13 protein-coding genes are annotated in these 16,171 nt (G+C 69.9%); 10 read left to right on the top strand and 3 right to left on the bottom strand.

Annotation, left to right across the window (positions count from 1 at the left end; all coding sequences use genetic code 11):
- The first annotated feature begins 88 nt into the window (after window positions 1-88).
- The gene (locus tag ACTWQA_RS54910) at window positions 89-1,048 is read left to right on the top strand and encodes an alpha/beta hydrolase (protein WP_443166768.1); all 960 of its coding nucleotides are present in this window, start codon (window positions 89-91) and stop codon (window positions 1,046-1,048) included.
- A gap of 218 nt (window positions 1,049-1,266) precedes the next feature.
- The gene (locus ACTWQA_RS54905) at window positions 1,267-2,463 is read left to right on the top strand and encodes a hypothetical protein (RefSeq protein WP_443166767.1); all 1,197 of its coding nucleotides are present in this window, start codon (window positions 1,267-1,269) and stop codon (window positions 2,461-2,463) included.
- On the opposite strand, the gene ACTWQA_RS54900 is transcribed toward ACTWQA_RS54905, so the two are convergent.
- Window positions 2,464-5,277, bottom strand: coding sequence for a SpoIIE family protein phosphatase (locus ACTWQA_RS54900; RefSeq protein ID WP_443166766.1), 2,814 nt, complete (start codon window positions 5,275-5,277; stop codon window positions 2,464-2,466).
- Window positions 5,278-5,403: 126 nt separating this feature from the next.
- On the opposite strand from ACTWQA_RS54900, the gene ACTWQA_RS54895 reads away from it, so the two are divergent.
- From ACTWQA_RS54895 to ACTWQA_RS54880, 4 genes are all read left to right on the top strand, one after another.
- A complete protein-coding gene (locus ACTWQA_RS54895) occupies window positions 5,404-7,086 on the top strand; it encodes an ABC transporter ATP-binding protein (RefSeq protein ID WP_443166765.1) in 1,683 nt (560 codons plus the stop codon).
- Entirely contained in the window at window positions 7,083-8,846 is a 1,764-nt protein-coding gene (locus tag ACTWQA_RS54890) for an ABC transporter ATP-binding protein (protein WP_443166764.1), read from the top strand. Before ACTWQA_RS54895 ends, ACTWQA_RS54890 begins: the two co-directional genes overlap by 4 nt.
- Window positions 8,847-8,887: 41 nt before the next feature.
- Window positions 8,888-9,400: a GNAT family N-acetyltransferase gene (locus tag ACTWQA_RS54885; protein WP_443166763.1), complete on the top strand. Its 513-nt coding sequence runs from the start codon at window positions 8,888-8,890 to the stop codon at window positions 9,398-9,400.
- Window positions 9,401-9,586: 186 nt separating this feature from the next.
- Window positions 9,587-10,519, top strand: a complete 933-nt coding sequence (locus tag ACTWQA_RS54880; RefSeq protein WP_443166762.1) for an RNA polymerase sigma-70 factor — start codon at window positions 9,587-9,589, stop codon at window positions 10,517-10,519.
- Window positions 10,520-10,534: 15 nt separating this feature from the next.
- On the opposite strand, the gene ACTWQA_RS54875 is transcribed toward ACTWQA_RS54880, so the two are convergent.
- Window positions 10,535-11,785, bottom strand: a complete 1,251-nt coding sequence (locus ACTWQA_RS54875) for a low temperature requirement protein A (RefSeq protein WP_443166761.1) — start codon at window positions 11,783-11,785, stop codon at window positions 10,535-10,537.
- 336 nt (window positions 11,786-12,121) lie between these two features.
- On the opposite strand from ACTWQA_RS54875, the gene ACTWQA_RS54870 reads away from it, so the two are divergent.
- On the top strand, window positions 12,122-12,853 hold the full coding sequence (locus ACTWQA_RS54870; protein WP_443166760.1) for a sensor histidine kinase: 732 nt from the start codon (window positions 12,122-12,124) through the stop codon (window positions 12,851-12,853).
- 33 nt (window positions 12,854-12,886) lie between these two features.
- Complete coding sequence (locus tag ACTWQA_RS54865) at window positions 12,887-13,585, top strand: sensor histidine kinase (protein WP_443166759.1); 699 nt, start codon at window positions 12,887-12,889, stop codon at window positions 13,583-13,585.
- 6 nt (window positions 13,586-13,591) lie between these two features.
- Here ACTWQA_RS54865 and ACTWQA_RS54860 read toward each other — a convergent pair whose 3' ends face one another.
- A complete protein-coding gene (locus tag ACTWQA_RS54860; protein ID WP_443166758.1) occupies window positions 13,592-13,945 on the bottom strand; it encodes an ArsR/SmtB family transcription factor in 354 nt (117 codons plus the stop codon).
- Between the two features lie 54 nt (window positions 13,946-13,999).
- Between ACTWQA_RS54860 and ACTWQA_RS54855 the strand changes: the two genes are divergently transcribed.
- Both ACTWQA_RS54855 and ACTWQA_RS54850 read left to right on the top strand, forming a co-directional pair.
- Window positions 14,000-14,767 carry an SDR family NAD(P)-dependent oxidoreductase gene (locus tag ACTWQA_RS54855; RefSeq protein ID WP_443166757.1) on the top strand — a complete coding sequence of 256 codons (768 nt, stop codon included), beginning with the start codon at window positions 14,000-14,002 and terminating at the stop codon, window positions 14,765-14,767.
- 183 nt (window positions 14,768-14,950) lie between these two features.
- Window positions 14,951-15,856: a class I SAM-dependent methyltransferase gene (locus tag ACTWQA_RS54850; RefSeq protein WP_443166756.1), complete on the top strand. Its 906-nt coding sequence runs from the start codon at window positions 14,951-14,953 to the stop codon at window positions 15,854-15,856.
- The last annotated feature ends 315 nt before the right edge of the window (window positions 15,857-16,171 follow it).

Here is a 16,171-nt window from a genome sequence, read left to right as displayed (position 1 = left end):
GAATACCTCATAGCGATTCGTCGTTCACTCAATGTAGACAGACTAATAGAACATGTATTCGGAGAGGATGGGAGTTTGAGAGGCTGACATGCGCAACAAGATCGATGTGGATGTTCGCCCCGGGGGGCCGGTCAGCTGGCAGACGGCCGCGTTGAACATGCTCCTCCAGTGCACCGTGAAGCCCATCTGCGCCATCCTCCTGCGGAACACCATCAGCATGCTCATCGCCAACCGGCTGGTGATGCTCGGCGGGCATGTGCCCAGCCGCCTGCCTCGCCACGTCTCCGTCGCTCCGGAGCAGCTCGGCTCCTGCTCCGGCGAGTGGGTCCGCCGCGGACCGAATCTCGACGAGAGCAAGGTTCTGCTGTACTTCCATGGCGGCGCGTACTTCGTCGGCTCGCCCGCTACGCACCGCACCATCAGCTGGCGGCTGTCCGCCGCGACCAAGCGGCCGGTGCTCGCGCTGGACTACCACCAAGGCCGCTCACTGGCCGAGTCGCTGACCGATGCCTGCGACGCCTACCGTTGCCTGCTCAACCAGGGATACGCACCACAGGACATCCTGCTTGCCGGGGACTCCGCAGGTGGTCACCTCACCCTTGCGACCCTGCTCGCCCTGCGAGACGAAGGCACACCGCTGGCCGCAGCCGCCATCTGCCTGTCCCCGTGGACGGACCTCAGTGACGCGCGGCACGAGGCGAACCGGTGGACCGACCCGATGCTGTCCGCCAGCCGGATCGACTGGCTAGCCCGCCACTGGACGGCCGGGCGCGACAGCCACGACCCCCTGGTGTCGCCCGTGTATGGGGACTACACAGGGATCCCGCCGCTCATGATCGTGACAGGCTCCACAGAACTCCTGAGAGACGATGCGCACCGGGTCGTCGTGAGGGCCCGAGCGCACGGCGTCCCGGTGACCTACGAGGAGTGGCGCTCGATGCCCCATGACTTCGCCATCTTCGCCGACGTGCTACCAGAGGCGCGGCTCGTCTTCCGCCACATCTCCCGCTTCGTCAAAGCCGTCGAGGCACGCTCGTCCAGGGCCTAGACACGGCCGCCGCGGGCCTAAGCGACGGGAAGCGCTGGAGCCGTTAGCGGGGCGGGTTGAGTGCCATGGTGCACCTGGTCACCGGCCGGAGTTGCCGTCCGATCACCCGGGTCATCTGCCTCCGCCAGCATGGCGACAGCCCGTACTTCCGACGCGTGCTGGAGAGTGGGCGCATCTCGCGCCGCGGGCCGGGTCGTCCCTGTAAGCGTCCCGGGTGCATGCTGGCCAACAAGGCCTACTCCTCCCACGCCAACCGCGCCTACCTGCGCCTCATTGCAACCGGTGTGCCCTGGGCGACGGTGCGCGCTACCCGGCGGTCGCCGAGCCGTAGCCAACCTTCTCGTTATCGCTCGGACCGAGGGCTGAACCCGCGCGAACGGCGAGCGCGTACTTCGGGGCAATCACACCCCCGGAGACCTGTCATGACCATCCGTCCGTTACTTGTCCTGCTCACCGTCCTCGCCCTGCCGGCCACCGCCTGCAGTTCCGGCGGGCAGGCCGCGTTCGGCCGCTCGGCCTCGACCGCACCGGCCGCGCCCCGCGGCGTCGTCACCGTCGCGGAGGCCGAATCCATCTTCGGCCAGTGGGAGAAGGCGATCAAGAATGCCGCCCTGCAGGGTGGAACAGACTGGACGGCCGCGGAGGCCGAGCTGGCCGCGGAGATCAGCAAGGCCCAGAGCAAGGTCCGCAAGATGATCGGCGAGAGCGTGTCGTCGTCCAGGAAACCCATTGCCAAAACGCGGTTCGCCATCCCAGGGAAGGGCGCCGGCGCGCCGTGGTTCATGGCCGAGTACAGCTACAAGGGCGTCTCCGGCTGGTGGCAGGCGATCTTCAAGAAGACGTCGGCCGGCTGGCGCGCGGTCGCCTATTCCTCCACCACGTCCAAGTCCCGGCCGCCCACCCCCGCACGCGACAAGAACGGCCTTGCCACGGTGGTGGCGCCGGACGACGGCAACGGCCTCATCGCCTCGCCACGGCAGATCGTCCAGGCCCACGCCCGCCTGCAGAGCACTTTCGGCGAGGACCAGCGTGCCCGGCGGATATTCACGGCCAATTCCAGTCCCAGGCAGAATGCCAAAGCCAGAGTGACCGATCGCAAGGCGTTGCAGGGTCAATGGACCATGACGATCCGCCCACAGCCGGCCCCGGAGATCTACGCGCTCAGGACGTCATCCGGCGGCGCGCTCGTCTGGTACGGCATAAGGCAGCAAGAAACCTTCGTCGCGCGTCCCGGCACCGATACGACGATGAGCTTCTCCACCCGCCACATCGCTGCGCTGAGCCACGGCGAGCGCTTCGCGCGCAAGGCGGTCCACAAGGCCGCCGCGATCTACCTCGCCGTCGTGCCGAAATCACCAGGTCTGGTCCGCGTCCCCGCTGGGTGGTTCACCAGCGTCAGCGTCACCGGCTCGTAGCTAGGCAGGCAGGAGCTGTTCGGCCCAGATGCATTTGCCGTCGGCGGTGAAGCGGGTCCCCCAGCGCTGGGAGACGGCGGCGACGAGTTGCAGCCCGCGACCACCTTCGTCGGTGTCCGCGGCGCGGCGGATCCTGGGTGTGGTCTGGCTGCCGTCGGAGACCTCGCACACGAGGGTGCGGCCACGCAGCAGGCGAAGCCGGATCGGGCCCCTGGCGTGGCGGATGACGTTGGCGACCAATTCGCTGGCCACCAGTTCGGTGGTCGGCACCAGGTCGTCCAGGCGCCAGCCGGCGAGCTGCTCCCGCACGTGCTCGCGGGCCTCGCGGGCCGCGATCGGGTTCTCGGGCAAGGACCAGGAGCCGACGTCCTCGGGCGCCAGCCGGAGGGTGCGGGCGATGAGCAGGGCGGCGCCGTCGCTGGGCTGTTGCCGTTCGGGGCGCATGCCTTGGGTGACGGCGTCGCACAGACGATCCAGGTCGCTGCGGGATCGGGGAAGAGCACCGGTCAGGAGCCGGGTGAGCTCGGCCATGCCGTCGTCCATGTCCCGGTGCGCGGACTCGATCAGATCGTCGGTGTAGAGCACGAGGAGCGCGCCTTCGGGCAGGCGCAGCTCGGCCGGGTTGAAGGGCGGCTGCGCGGCGCCGAGCCGCAGGTCGGGCGGGGTGTCCAGGACCTGGACCGTGCCGTCGGGATGGACGACGGCGGGCGGCGGATGCCCGGCGCTGACCAGGGTGCACTCGCCGTTGGTGGGGTCGTACACGGCGTAAAGGCACGTGACGTGGAGGTGTTCGCCGAGCTCCTTGACCAGGTCGTTGAGGTGGACCAGGAGATCGTCGGGCGGCAGCTCGAGGTCCGCGAGGGTACGCGCGGCCGTGCGCAGGCGTCCTATGGTGGCGGCTTGGGGCACGCCGTGCCCTCTGACGTCGCCCATGACGAGGGCCACCCGCTCCGAGGACAGGGGGATGACGTCGTACCAGGCTCCGCCGAGCTCCGGGGCGCCGTCCGCCGCCAGGTAGCGGACCGCCGCGGTGACGCCGGGTAGCGACGGCAGCTCGCGGGGGACGAGCAGGCGCTGCAGTTCCTCGGCGCGCGCATGCTCCATGTCGTACATGCGGGCCCGTGCCAGGGCCTGGCCGACCAGCCCGCTCAGCGCGGTGACCAGCGGGCGTCCCTCCCCGGTGAACCGCCGGGGGCGTTCGAAGGAGATCACGCAGCAGCCGCCGGGGTGCCCGGGAACCATGAGTGGGAGCACCGCCCAGGCGTTCATGCCCGAGTCGGCCTCGAGGAGGTCGGTCTCCAGACACTGGTCACGACTTTCGATGAAGGCCGGCACACCGGTCTGGATCACGTCGGTGAGCACGGAACGGTCCAGGACCGCGTGCTGCTCGATCCGGCGGAGAAAATCGGGAGAATGGCCGACGGCTCCGACAATGCGCAGACGATCGTCATCGACCGTGACGATCAGCAGTCCGGCGGCGCCGAAGGTCGGCAGGACCCGCTCGGTGATGATCCGCACCACGTCCTGGGCGCTCACTGCCTCGCTGAGCGCACGGGTCATCTCCTGAGTCCAGGCGGCCCGCTCGGCGGTGGCGCGCTCGGCGGCCGCACGTTCCGCGTCGCGCAGGCGTTTCTCGGTGACGTCGGCGAAGTAGAACGTCAGGCCGTCCGGCACCGGGACCAGCCGTACGTGGTACCACCGCTGGTCGCTCGGCCACTGCATGTCGAAGCTGGCGGGCGTGCGGTCGTCGGCGGCTTGGAGGCACCGGGCCCGGAGGTCGGGCAGGTCGCCCGCGGTCAGGTCCCACAACAGGCGGCCGTGAAGGTCGGTGGATCCGAGGAGGCGTTCGCCGTCGAGGTTGGCGAAGACGATCCGCCAGTCGCCGTCCACCGCGAGGAAGGCGTCGCTCATGTACTGCAGCGCGCGGCCGGCCGACTCCCTGGCGATGCGGCTCTCAGTGGTGTCCCAGACCGTGCCGATCATGCGTACCGGCTCGCCCTGCTCGTCCAGGACCAGGCGGCCACGCGCGTGCATCCAGCCGGTGGTGCCGTCGGCGCGGCAGACGCGGTATTCGATCTCGTACAGGCTCCTGGTGCGGACGGCCTTGTCTTTCGCGGCCATCACCCTGGGCAGGTCCTGGGGGTGCACGACGTTCACCCAGGTGTCGATGTCGTACTGGTCGATGCCGGGGTCGACGCCCAATATCGTCTGCGCGGGTTCGTCCCAGTGGACCTCGCCGGTGCGGATGTTCCACTCCCAGGATCCGGCCTTGGCCGCCTCCAAAGCCCGCTGGAGGTGGGAGTCGGACTGCCACAGGCGGGCCGGGCCGTTGCCCGGCTCCGAGGTGCCGCATCGCTCGGCCAGCCAGGAGGCCAGCGCTTGGAGGAACGCCCGCCGCTCGCTCGGCGGCGCGGCCGGCCCATCGGTCAGCACGGACAGGACGCCGACCCAGGCGCCGGAGGCGCCGTCCAGCGGGACCGCCGTCAGCATCACGGAGTGGTCTGTGCCGGCGTCGAGGGTGACGGGCATGAACGTCAGCACGCCGTCGTCCAGCGCGCGGGAGATCGCATGGCGGATGTCCCCGCGCGCCGACAGGTCCGTCGGAGGCAGCCCGGAGGCGACCACCAGGCGCAGCTCGTGACTGCCGGTGGGCCCGCGCCAATGCACCATGCCACTCAGCGCGTGCAGGTCGGCGACCGCCTGGTCCAGCGCGTACTGCAGGACTTCTATGTCGCTGAGCCCGGCGCACGCGGCGGCGAGGATCCGCAGGCGTTCCTCTTCCGACGCGGCAGCGAAGGCGTCGTCTATCGCCATCCCTTCGCCCCCCGTGCGTCGCGACATCTGCCCCTATCTCATGGTAGCGAACGGGTGTCAATTCCCCAGTTGGGGGACATCTCCCTGTCCACGAGAGGCCGAGGAGCCATCACTAGACTGCGGATCATGGAAGCGGGCAAACCGGACTTTCGTAGCGCAGGACGGTATCTCTGGTGGCTGGTCCGCACCCAGCGTGGCCGCTGCGTCGCCGGGGCGGTGTTGGGGAGCACGTGGATGGTGGGACTGACGTTGCCGCCGTATCTCCTGTCACGCGCCATCGACGACGGGCTGACACCCGGGCGCTGGCCCACGCTGGCGGGATGGGCGGCCGCGCTGTTAGGCGTGGGAGTGGTGAACGCCTGGCTGGGCATCATGCGGCATCGCACGATGACCAGGGTGCGCATGCACGCCGCCTTCGCCACCGTCGAGGCCGTGGTGTCACAGGCGACCCGGCTCGGCTCGGCGCTGTCGCGCAAGGTCACGGCCGGAGAGGTCGTCACGATCGGGTTCACCGACGTCACGGTGATCGCCCAGACGCTGACCATCACCGGCCCGGGCGTCGGCGCCGTCCTGGCGTACATCGTCGTGGCCGTGCTCCTGCTGACCGTCTCGCCGCTGCTCGCCGTGGTGGTGCTGGCCGGCATACCGCTGCTCGTGGGGCTGGCCGGGCCGCTGATGGGGCGGCTTCGCACGGCCGAGACGACGTACCGGACGCGGCAGGGCGCGCTCGCCGTCGGCTTCGTGGACATCGCCGGAGGGCTGCGCGTGCTCAACGGCCTCGGCGGCAAGGAGGTGTACGCCGAGCGCTACCGGCGCGGCTCCCAGGACCTCCAGGCGGAGGGCTATCGGGTCGGGGCGGTGACGAGCTGGATCCAGGCGCTCGGCGTCGGCCTGCCCACCCTGTTCATCGGGGCCGTGACCTGGCTGGCGGCGCGGATGGCGGTCCAGGGCGACCTCACGGTCGGCGAGCTGGTGGCGGTCTACGGGTACACCGCCGTGCTGGTGGTGCCGGTCTCGTTCTTCATCGAGGGCGGGTACGACCTCAGCCGCGGACTCGTCGCCGCCCGCCGCGTCGTCCAGTTCCTCTCCCTGACACCGGTCCCCCGCGGGGACGCCCACGCACCCTCGGGAGCGGCGGTGCTGCGTGATCAGGAATCCGGGGTCGAGATCACGCCCGGGACGCTGACCGCGCTCGTCAGCGCCCGGCCGGCGGAATCGGCGGCGGTGATCGACCGCCTCGGCCGGTTCTCCGAGCCGGCCGCGCTGTGGGACGGGACCCGCCTCGACGAGATCGACCTGACGCGGGTACGCGAGCGGATCCTGGTCGCCGACAACGAGGCCGACCTGTTCGCCGGCCCGCTCCGCGACGTCGTCTCCGGAAGGGGCGATCCGGACGACGAGGCCATCGAGCGGGCCCTGCACGCGGCCGTGGCCCAGGACATCGTGCGCGGGCTGCCGGACGGGCTCGACTCGGCCATCGATCCGCAGGGCCGCAACCTGTCGGGCGGCCAGCGGCAGCGCGTACGCCTGGCGCGGGCGCTGCTGGCCGATCCGGAAACACTGCTCGCCGTCGAGCCCACCTCGGCGGTGGACGCGCACACGGAGGCGGCGATCGCGGGCCGGCTGCGGGCCGCACGCTCGGGGCGTACCACGGTCGTCACCAGCACGTCGCCGCTCGTGCTCGACCAGGCGGACACTGTCTACTACCTGGAGGACGGGGTCGTCGCGGCGACCGGCAGCCATCAGGACCTCCTGGCCGAGCAGCCTGGCTACCGGCTCCTCGTGTCGCGCGGGATGGCCGCCTCATGAGGGCCCTGCCGGTGGCCGAGCCGTCCCAGGTGCGCCGCGCCATGCTGCGACTGATCCGGCGGGACGGCCGGGCCTTCGCCGCCATGATCGCCCTTAACGCGCTGGCCGCCGGGGCCGGGCTCGTCGGGCCGTGGCTGCTGGGCCGCATCATCGATGTGGTCAAGGCCGGTGGCGGGGTCGGTGCGGTGGATCGACTGGCGTTCGGGATCCTGGTCTTCGCGCTGATTCAGCTCCTGCTCGCGCGGTATGCCAGCTATGTCGGGCATCGGTTCGGGGAGCGGACGCTGGCGCGCGTTCGGGAGGAGGTCGCCGACCGGGCGCTCGCCGTACCGGCCTCGGTGATCGAGCGGGCCGGCACGGGCGACCTGACCACCCGCGGCACCACCGACGTCGCGATGGTCGGCACCACCGTGCGCGATGCCGGGCCCGACGTGCTGATCGCCGGGGTGCAGGCGCTGTTCATCATGGGGGCGGTCTTCGTGCTCGACCCGCTGCTCGGCGGGGTCGGGGTAGTGGGGCTGCTGGGGATCTGGTTCGCGGTCCGGTGGTATCTGCGGCGGGCGCTGCCCGCGTACCTGGCTGAAGGGGAGGCCAACTCGGCGCTCGCGGAGCAGCTGGCGGCCACCGCCGCGGGGGCTCGCACGATGGAGGCGCTGGGGCTGCAGGAGCGGCGGATCGCGGTCTGCCAGGACGCGATCGCCACGTGCCGGCGCACCCGCCTGCGGACGTTGTTCCTGCGGAGTGTGCTCTTTCCGATCGTGGACGTCTCCTACAGCATCCCCGTGGTGGGCGTGCTGCTGGTCGGGGCGGTGCTGCACGAGCACGGGCTGATGAGCCTGGGCGCGGTGGTCGCCGCGGCGCTGTACCTGCGGCAACTCTCCCAACCGCTGGACACCATCCTGCTGCGCATCGACCAGCTACAGAGCAGCGGCGCCTCCTTCGCCCGGGTCGAAGGGCTCGCATCGGTACCGTCAGCCGCCTCGCCGGGAGATCGCCGGGAGCCTGACGGCGATCTGATCGAGGTGTCCGGGGTGCGATACGCCTACGAGGGCGGAGGCGGTGATGTGCTGCACGGGGTCGACCTGGTGGTGCGGCCCGGGGAACGGCTCGCGATCGTCGGGGCGTCGGGCGCCGGGAAGACGACGCTGGGCCGGCTGCTGGCAGGCATCGACAGGCCGCGGACCGGATCGGTGACGGTGGGCCGCGTCCCGATCAGTGACGTGGACCCCTCGGAGCTGCGGCGGCGCATCGTCCTCGTCAGCCAGGAGCACCATGTGTTCCTCGGCACGCTGCGCGACAACCTGCTGATCGCGGCCCCCTCGGCCGACGACGACGCCCTGCGGGCGGCGCTCGCCGCCGTGGGGGCCTTGGAGTGGGTCGACGGGCTGCCGGACGGACTCGACACGGAGGTGGGGGCCGCGACTTACCGGGTGGACGGGGCGCAGGCTCAGCAACTGGCCCTGGCTCGGGTGGTGCTGGCCGATCCGCACACCTTGGTGCTGGACGAGGCGACGGCACTGCTGGACCCGCGGACGGCGCGGCACACGGAGCGGGCGATGGCCGCCGTCTTGGAAGGGCGGACGGTGATCGCCATCGCGCATCGCCTGCAGACGGCTCGTGATGCGGATCGGGTTGCTGTCATGGAGGAGGGGCGGGTGGTGGAGCTCGGGGGACATGAGGAGCTGGTGGCCGTCGGGGGGACGTACGCGGCGCTGTGGCGGTCCTGGCATGGCGACCGGGCAGGCTCCTCCTCTTGCTAGGCTGCCGATCGTTCGGCGTTGGAAAAGGACTCATACCTCTTATGACCACCTCCTGGATCACCCGCCCCGAAACCGCCGCCGACCACGGCCAGATCCGCGAGGTCAACCTCGCCGCCTTCCCCACCTCTCACGAGGCCGACCTCGTCGAGGCCCTGCGTGCCGACCCGCAGGCGTGGATCCCCGGCCTGTCCTGGGTCGCCCAGGCTCCCGACGGCGGCATCGCCGGGTTCGCGCTGCTCACCCGCTGCCTCGTCGACGGCTCTCCAGCGCTCACCCTGGGCCCGTGCGCCGTCAGACCCGAGCACCAGCGGCGCGGCGCCGGTTCGGCCGCCATCCACGCCGCCCTGCAAGCCGCCCGCGAGCAGGGCGAGAACCTCGTGCTCGTGCTCGGCCACGCCGAGTACTATCCGCGTTTCGGCTTCACCCCGGCCTCCGGATACTCCATCCGGCCGCCCTTCGACGTCGAGGACAAATACATGATGGCGCTGGTCTTCGACCCCACCCGGCCCGTGCCGACCGGCACCATCCGCTACCCGGCGGCGTTCGGAGTCTGACCCCGGTGCGCACCTGCTGGCAGGGCGGCGACGATCGCCGCATAGCATGGCGTGACCGAGAGATCTTCCTGGACTGTTCCTCGCCATCGGCCTGTCCCCGTCGCTCAAGGGGTAGGGCGGCAGATAGCGGTCCAGAAGGTCCCCAAGCTCGGACTACCGGCGAAAGGGGACGCCGGAGCAGGGGTGATGACTGTGGCGGATACCGTGCCGGCGAGTGAATCCGGCGAACCGGAAGATCTCGAACAGGCTGCGGCGGTGTTCGCCAGTGTCCGGCCGCGCCTGTTCGGGATCGCGTACCGGATGCTGTCCAGCGTCACCGAGGCCGAGGATCTGGTGCAGGAGGTGTGGCTGCGCTGGCAGCGCTATGACCGCAACACGGTGGACAACCCGCCCGCGTTCCTGGCCAAGACGATCACGCGGCTGGCCATCAACGCCGCTCAGTCCGCCCGCTCCCGCCGTGAGACCTACATCGGCCCGTGGCTGCCCGAGCCCGTCGACACCGGCGCGGATCCGCACCTCGGCGCGGAGCGGGGTGAGGCTCTGGAGCTCGCGGTCCTGCTTCTGCTGGAGAGGCTCTCGCCCACGGAACGGGCGGCGTACGTGCTGCGGGAGGCGTTCGAATACCCCTACCGGCAGATCGCCGACATCATCCAGCTCAACGAGCCGGCCGTACGCCAGCTCGTCAGCAGAGCCCGCAAGCGCGTGCTCGTCGAACGACGCACGCCCGTGACCAGGAACGAACAACGCAGGCTGCTGAAGGCCTTCGTCGCCGCCGCCCGCGCCGGCGACCTGACCGCGCTGGAAGAGCTCTTCGCCGCCGACGTGATCAGCTACACCGACAGCGGCGGCGTCGTGCGCGGCGCCACCCGCTTTCCTGTGGTGGGGGCGTCGCGGCTGGCGAAGGTCGTCAGGGCGTTCTCGCCCCGCTTCTGGGCCGGGGTAGAGGTGGCCTGGGGGAGCACGAACGGGCAGCCCTCCGCGCTGCTGAGCCGCGACGGGCGGGTGTTCGGGGTCATCACGGTCAACGCCTCGGATCAGGGCATCGACCAGGTCCTGTGGATGGTGAACCCGGCCAAGCTCACCGCGGTGTCCACCGGCTCCGGCCCGGCGCAAGCGTGATCCTTGTGGTCTCCTTCACGACACGCCAGAGCTGGAGGGCTCCGGCTCAGGGCGACGCACTCCGGCGCGAGCCCGAACCGCCGTGGTCGCGATCGTGACGGCGACCAGCAGAACGCAGCCGGCGGTGATCGCCGCGACCACGCCGGCCACTCCGATCGGGCGTGAGGCGAGCGGCAGCAGCAGGATGCCGGTGACGCAGACCACAACTGCGGCGGGACGGATGACGGGCTCTGCGACGAGTGCGTGCACCGCCCACAACGCAGCGAGATACACAGCGACCGGGATGGCGACGGCGTAGCCGAGTGCCAGCGGTGATGCCGCGATGTCGTGCCCGCTCTGCTCCACCGCCACTTCGAGCCCGGCGCCGAGGGCCGCCAGGGCCGCGAAGATGCCGTAGTGGCCGTATCCCCACAGCCATGACCGATGACGGCGGTCATGGAGACCTTCCCCCGACTCTATGAGGAAGTAGAGCCACCAAAGAGCGAACAGCAGGACGAGGCCGCAGACGGCGATGACGATGAAAGGGCTGCTGATCTCGTCCGCTTCGAGCGCTCTTTCGACTCCCCTGCTCGCGGCCAGGACGCTCTCACCGAGCAGAATGATCGTGAACAGGCCGTAGCGCTCGGCGATGTGGTGCGGGTGCCAGTTGGTGGCCCTGGCCCCGCCCGCCCACCGGGGTACAGCGAGCTCGAGGATGGCCAGGCCGACGTAGGACGGCAGATCGGCGAATGCCGGCAGGCCGCCCGCTTCCGCGAGGAGGAAGCGAAGGATCCATCCCAGCTGCAGGATGCTGAGTCCGGCGGCGTAGCGCAGCGCGGTACGACGGCCGGCCGGGTCTTCGAGACCGGCTCGCAGCCATTGGGCGACGAGGCCGATCCTCATGACGAGGTAGCCCAGTGTGACGATCCTGAAGTCGGAGTGCTCGGCCGCGGCGGGCACACCGGCGGCGAGGACCAGCACGCCGGCCATCTGCACCATGGTCAGCAGCCGGTAGGCGACATCGTCGGTGTCGTAGGCCGAGGCGAACCACGTGAAGTTCATCCACGCCCACCAGATCGCGAAGAACACCTGCAGGAACGGGACCAGCCCGGTGAGGGCATGACCGTCGGCGATGCTGTGCGCGAACTGGGCGGTGACGGCCGCGACCGCGACCACGAAGGTGAGATCGAACAGCAGCTCGAGCTGGCTCGAAGCGCGGTGCGGCTCATCGATGGCCCGCGCGCTCATCCGAACCCGGATCCGGATGGTGGTGCTGGCTGGTGGCAAGATCTCGCTCCTGTCGGTCCGCTACGCCTGGTCGGTCTGAAAGACCGGGCAGCATGCCGAATTGTGACAGCGTGGCACCCAGCGCGCAGCTCGCGGAGCTGTCACAGGCCACAGGGCTGTCCTGTCCTAGCTGGCAGCCGAACGGCAGCGGATGTCCGCCGGCAGGATCCGGCACGAAGATCATGATGGTCGGCGGACTGGCGTGCACGGAATGTGAAGGCAACGGAAGGAGTACGTCCTGTGACGGCAGGCCCGACGCCCCTGTATGACTGCGAGACCCCGCGCCCCTCTGGTGACGGCCGGACCGCGCCGACGATCCGAACGCCCTCCGACACGATGCGTGAGTTGAAGCGCGAGCTGCAGAAGAAGCGGCGCTTCGCTTCCGACGCCTCCCACGAACTGCGCACGGCGGTCGCCGGGCTACGTGCGGAGCTGGAGGAGGCCTGGCTGCATCCCGATGAGACCGACCTCGGCGACCTGCTCGCCCGGGCGCTGAGAGCCATGGACCGACTGGACGCGGTCCTCACCGACCTGCGGGCCCTCGCCGAGATGGAGGCCGGTCCGCCTATGAAGCCGCAGCGGGTCGATCTCGCCGAACTGGTCCGTGACGAGATCGCCCGCAGGAACGATCGCATCGCGGTTCAACTCCGCCTGGAGCCCGGCGTAACCGTCCAGGCCGTCCCGATCCGGATCGGCCGTGTCCTCACCAATCTGCTGGACAACGCCCAACGGCACGGCCGCCACGTGGTCGAGGTCCGGGTGAGCCGCGACGGCGACCACGCCGAGCTGACGGTCGCCGACGACGGAGAAGGAGTCGCGGAATCCGAGCGAGAACGGATCTTCCAGCGCTTCACCAGGCTGGAGGCCGCCCGCCGCCTCGACCACGCCGGCACCGGCCTGGGCCTGGCGATCGCCCGTGACATCGCCCGGGCGCACATCGGCAGCCTGCACGCCGGGGAGTCCGAGACCGGTGGCGCCAGCTTCGTCCTGCGCCTTCCCCTTGCGGGTTCGGCTGCTCTGGCCGGTCGAAGGAGGGGCCGGAGCCTGCGCGAAGCGATGGATCCATAAGCCCGGCCGGGCGTGTCTGGAAGGGAGAGCCTGATGAGACAGAACGCCGACTACACCGCCCAGTTCGCGGAGCAACTGCTGGATCGCCAACGGCAATTCGCCGCCGATGCCTCACACGAGTTGCGTACGCCGCTCGCCGCGCTACGCGTGCAAGTGGAGGAGGCGCGGCTGCACCCGGACGACATCGACCTGCCCGATCTGCTGAACCACGTGACGGACGACCTCGACCGGCTGGAGAACATCGTCAATGACCTGCTCCTGCTCGCCACCCTCGAGGCCGGCCTCGGCGGAAGGCGGGAGGAAGTGGATCTGACGACCCTGGTCGGGACAGTGGCGGCTCGGTGGACCGAGAGCTGCGACGTGCGGCTCGATCTCGAAGCCGCGGTGACGGTGGAGGCCGCCTCCTGGCAGCTGGCCCGGTTGCTCGCCAACCTGCTGGACAACGCCCGACGTCACGCCCGGCACAGACTCGAGGTGAGACTGCGCCGCGCAGGCGACCATGCGGAACTCGCCGTGTCCGACGACGGGCGAGGTGTCTCCCCGGCCGACCGCGAACGCATTTTCCAGCGCTTCGCCCGCCTGGACACGGCCCGCAGTCGCGACCACGGAGGCGTCGGCCTGGGCCTGGCCATCGCCCGCGACATCGCCTCAGCTCACCACGGCACCCTGCACGTTGAGGAGTCGAGCGACGGCGGCGCGAGCTTCGTGCTCCGCCTTCCTCTCGTTCGCTGATCCGGTTCAGGCAGGCTGCCGATCGTCCTTCAGGCTCACCTGATGACCGATTTCCTCGTCCTCGGCCGCGGCCAGCACCACCTGGAGGAGCCCGGGGAAGCGGGCCTGAAGATCCTTTGTGCGTAAGGCCACGAAGCAGCGGGTGCCCTCCTGGCGGGTGCGGGTCAGCCCGGCATCACGCAGGACTCGCAGATGGTGGCTGAGCGTCGACTTGGCGACCGGCGCCCGCAACTCGCCCCACCCGCGCTCACGGCCGTCGGCCAGCACCCGCACCAGACCGACCCGGATGGGATCACTGAGGGCGGCCATCACCCCGGTCAGCCCGATCTCGCCCACTTCGGGGTGGTGCACCTGCTTCATTCCACCATGATAGCTTGTTCGATGTTTCACGAACAACGAACAAAGGAGAGTGCCATGACCGTCCCACCCGCCGGTCACCTGCAGAACCATGTCGCGATCGTCACCGGAGCCGGATCCGGGATCGGCCGCGCCACCGCGATCGCCCTCGCCCGCGCCGGAGCGCACGTGCTCGGCGTCGGACGCCGCGCCGAAGCCCTGCATCAGACCGCCGCCCACCATCCGAACATCACCACCCTGGCCGCCGACATCACCTCCGCCGGCGCGCCACCCGCGATCATCGAGGCGGCCGTCGACCGCTGGGGGCGCCTGGACGTCCTGGTCAACAACGCCGGCGCCACCGCCGTCATGACCCTGGCCGACACCGACGCCGCACGCATCGCCGACCTCCTGTCCCTCAACGTCACCGCGCCGAGCCTGCTCGCCCACGCCGCGCTGCCGCACCTGCGCGCCAACCGCGGCACGATCATCAACATCTCCAGCACCTACGGCCACTGCCCCCTGCCCGGCGCCGCCCACTACGCCGCCACCAAGGCCGCCCTGGAGCAGCTGACCCGCAGCTGGGCGCTGGAACTGGCCGCCGACGGCATCCGCGTCAACGCCCTGGCCCCCGGCCCCACAGAAAGCGAGGCCCTGACCGCGGCCGGCCTGCCCGACACGGTGGTCGAGCAGATCAAGCGAGACGAGACCGCCCGCATCCCGCTCGGCCGCCGCGGCACTCCCGAGGAAGTGGCCGCCTGGATCGTGCACCTCGCCGACCCCGGTGCCACCTGGATCACCGGCCAGGTCCTCACCATCGACGGCGGCCTGGAACTCACCACCTGAAGGCTCTCTCCCCGTGGGCGCGGTCGCGCCCATAGACCTTCACCGGCCCCGCGTAGAACCGATACGTGCCCGAATCCGTTTCGGCCATCCGCTCGCTGGGCTGTTGGAACTCCCAGCGACCTCTCCATGACCATGCGGCAAACTCTCTTCTGCCCCGGAAACCGAGGCTGCTAGCGTCCGGGCATGTCGACACCGGATCTCACCGCCGCGCTCGAGCGCATTCCCGGCTGGTTCTGGCCGACCGACCAGCGCCTGTTCGAGTGGTTCCTGTCGGGTGGCGCCTCGGGCGACGTCCTCGAACTCGGGACGTACCTCGGCAAGAGCGCCGTCCTGATCGGCGGGCATATGCGGCAGGGAGAGACCTTCACCGTTTGCGACCTGTTCGAGTCGGACGCGCCAGACGCGCACAACAACGCCGAGACCACGGGGTCGTACTCAACGCTCACCCGCGACAAGTTCGAGCAGAACTATCTGAGCGTCCACGACACCCTGCCCGAGATCGTGCACGGGCCGACGTCGATCATCCTCGATCATGTGAAGGCGGACACCTGCAGGTTCGTCCACGTCGACGCGTCGCACCTGTACGCACATGTCAAGGGTGACGTCCTGGCGGCGCGGACCGTGCTCAAGGAGGACGGGATCGTCGCCTTCGACGACTACCGCAGCGAGCACACGCCGGGCGTCGCGCTCGCGGTCTGGGAGGCGGTCGCCGGTCTCGGGCTGGCGCCGGTCTGCATCAGCACGCAGAAGCTGTACGCCACGTGGGGCGATCCGGTGCCCGTCCAGCGGCGCCTGCTCGAATGGCTCAAGTCCCGTACCGATCTGTGGCACACGACGGATGCCCTCGGGGATCGGGAGCTCGTACGCGTCAACCAGCGCAAGAAGCCGAAGCCCGCGTCGCCGGAGAGCGACCTGGACCGGCTCACCGCCGAACTGCGGCGCACGACGGCGAAGCTGAAAGAGGTCACGGCGGAGTCGCAGAACGCCGTTCAGGCGCTGAAGAAGGCCACCAGAGAGGTCAGCCTGCTCGGCCCGGTCGCTCATCGTGCGGCCGGTTGGCTTCGCCGGCGCTCCACTCCTCGAAAGTAGTTTCTCGCCACCTTTATCTGGACCCGCGACATTACCCCGAATATCAGGAGGAACTACCGACGAGCTGCGTTGGGGATTGACAAGCGGAGCGGCATACGTCATGATGAAAATGCGACCGGGAAGATGGGTCTGCGTGAGCGTGGACAAATTCTATTAGAGCGAGTACGCTCGGGCTTCCACGCTCCCTTTTTGACGACCCGCGATGCTTGCTCACGTTGCGAGGTTGTCTGGCGTGCGTGTAGTCAGTCCGCCGCGAGCCCTCGGAAGGACATCTGTTGGCAGCCTCGCGCAACGCCTCCGCCGTACCCGCTGGTC

Source organism: Nonomuraea sp. 10N515B (genome assembly GCF_052245915.1).
Classification (GTDB): domain Bacteria; phylum Actinomycetota; class Actinomycetes; order Streptosporangiales; family Streptosporangiaceae; genus Nonomuraea.
Note: the sequence above shows the minus strand (reverse complement) of the source record. Positions and strands in the feature narration are given on the sequence as shown.

What these genes read in the sequence shown, in the direction of transcription:
- ACTWQA_RS54910 (WP_443166768.1), top strand. Translation starts at nt 89, where the DNA reads ATGCGCAACAAGATCGATGTGGATGTTCGCCCCGGGGGGCCGGTCAGC.
- ACTWQA_RS54905 (WP_443166767.1), top strand. Translation starts at nt 1,267, where the DNA reads ATGCTGGCCAACAAGGCCTACTCCTCCCACGCCAACCGCGCCTACCTG.
- ACTWQA_RS54900 (WP_443166766.1), bottom strand. Translation starts at nt 5,277, where the DNA reads ATGGCGATAGACGACGCCTTCGCTGCCGCGTCGGAAGAGGAACGCCTG.
- ACTWQA_RS54895 (WP_443166765.1), top strand. Translation starts at nt 5,404, where the DNA reads ATGGAAGCGGGCAAACCGGACTTTCGTAGCGCAGGACGGTATCTCTGG.
- ACTWQA_RS54890 (WP_443166764.1), top strand. Translation starts at nt 7,083, where the DNA reads ATGAGGGCCCTGCCGGTGGCCGAGCCGTCCCAGGTGCGCCGCGCCATG.
- ACTWQA_RS54885 (WP_443166763.1), top strand. Translation starts at nt 8,888, where the DNA reads ATGACCACCTCCTGGATCACCCGCCCCGAAACCGCCGCCGACCACGGC.
- ACTWQA_RS54880 (WP_443166762.1), top strand. Translation starts at nt 9,587, where the DNA reads ATGACTGTGGCGGATACCGTGCCGGCGAGTGAATCCGGCGAACCGGAA.
- ACTWQA_RS54870 (WP_443166760.1), top strand. Translation starts at nt 12,122, where the DNA reads ATGCGTGAGTTGAAGCGCGAGCTGCAGAAGAAGCGGCGCTTCGCTTCC.
- ACTWQA_RS54865 (WP_443166759.1), top strand. Translation starts at nt 12,887, where the DNA reads ATGAGACAGAACGCCGACTACACCGCCCAGTTCGCGGAGCAACTGCTG.
- ACTWQA_RS54860 (WP_443166758.1), bottom strand. Translation starts at nt 13,945, where the DNA reads ATGAAGCAGGTGCACCACCCCGAAGTGGGCGAGATCGGGCTGACCGGG.
- ACTWQA_RS54855 (WP_443166757.1), top strand. Translation starts at nt 14,000, where the DNA reads ATGACCGTCCCACCCGCCGGTCACCTGCAGAACCATGTCGCGATCGTC.
- ACTWQA_RS54850 (WP_443166756.1), top strand. Translation starts at nt 14,951, where the DNA reads ATGTCGACACCGGATCTCACCGCCGCGCTCGAGCGCATTCCCGGCTGG.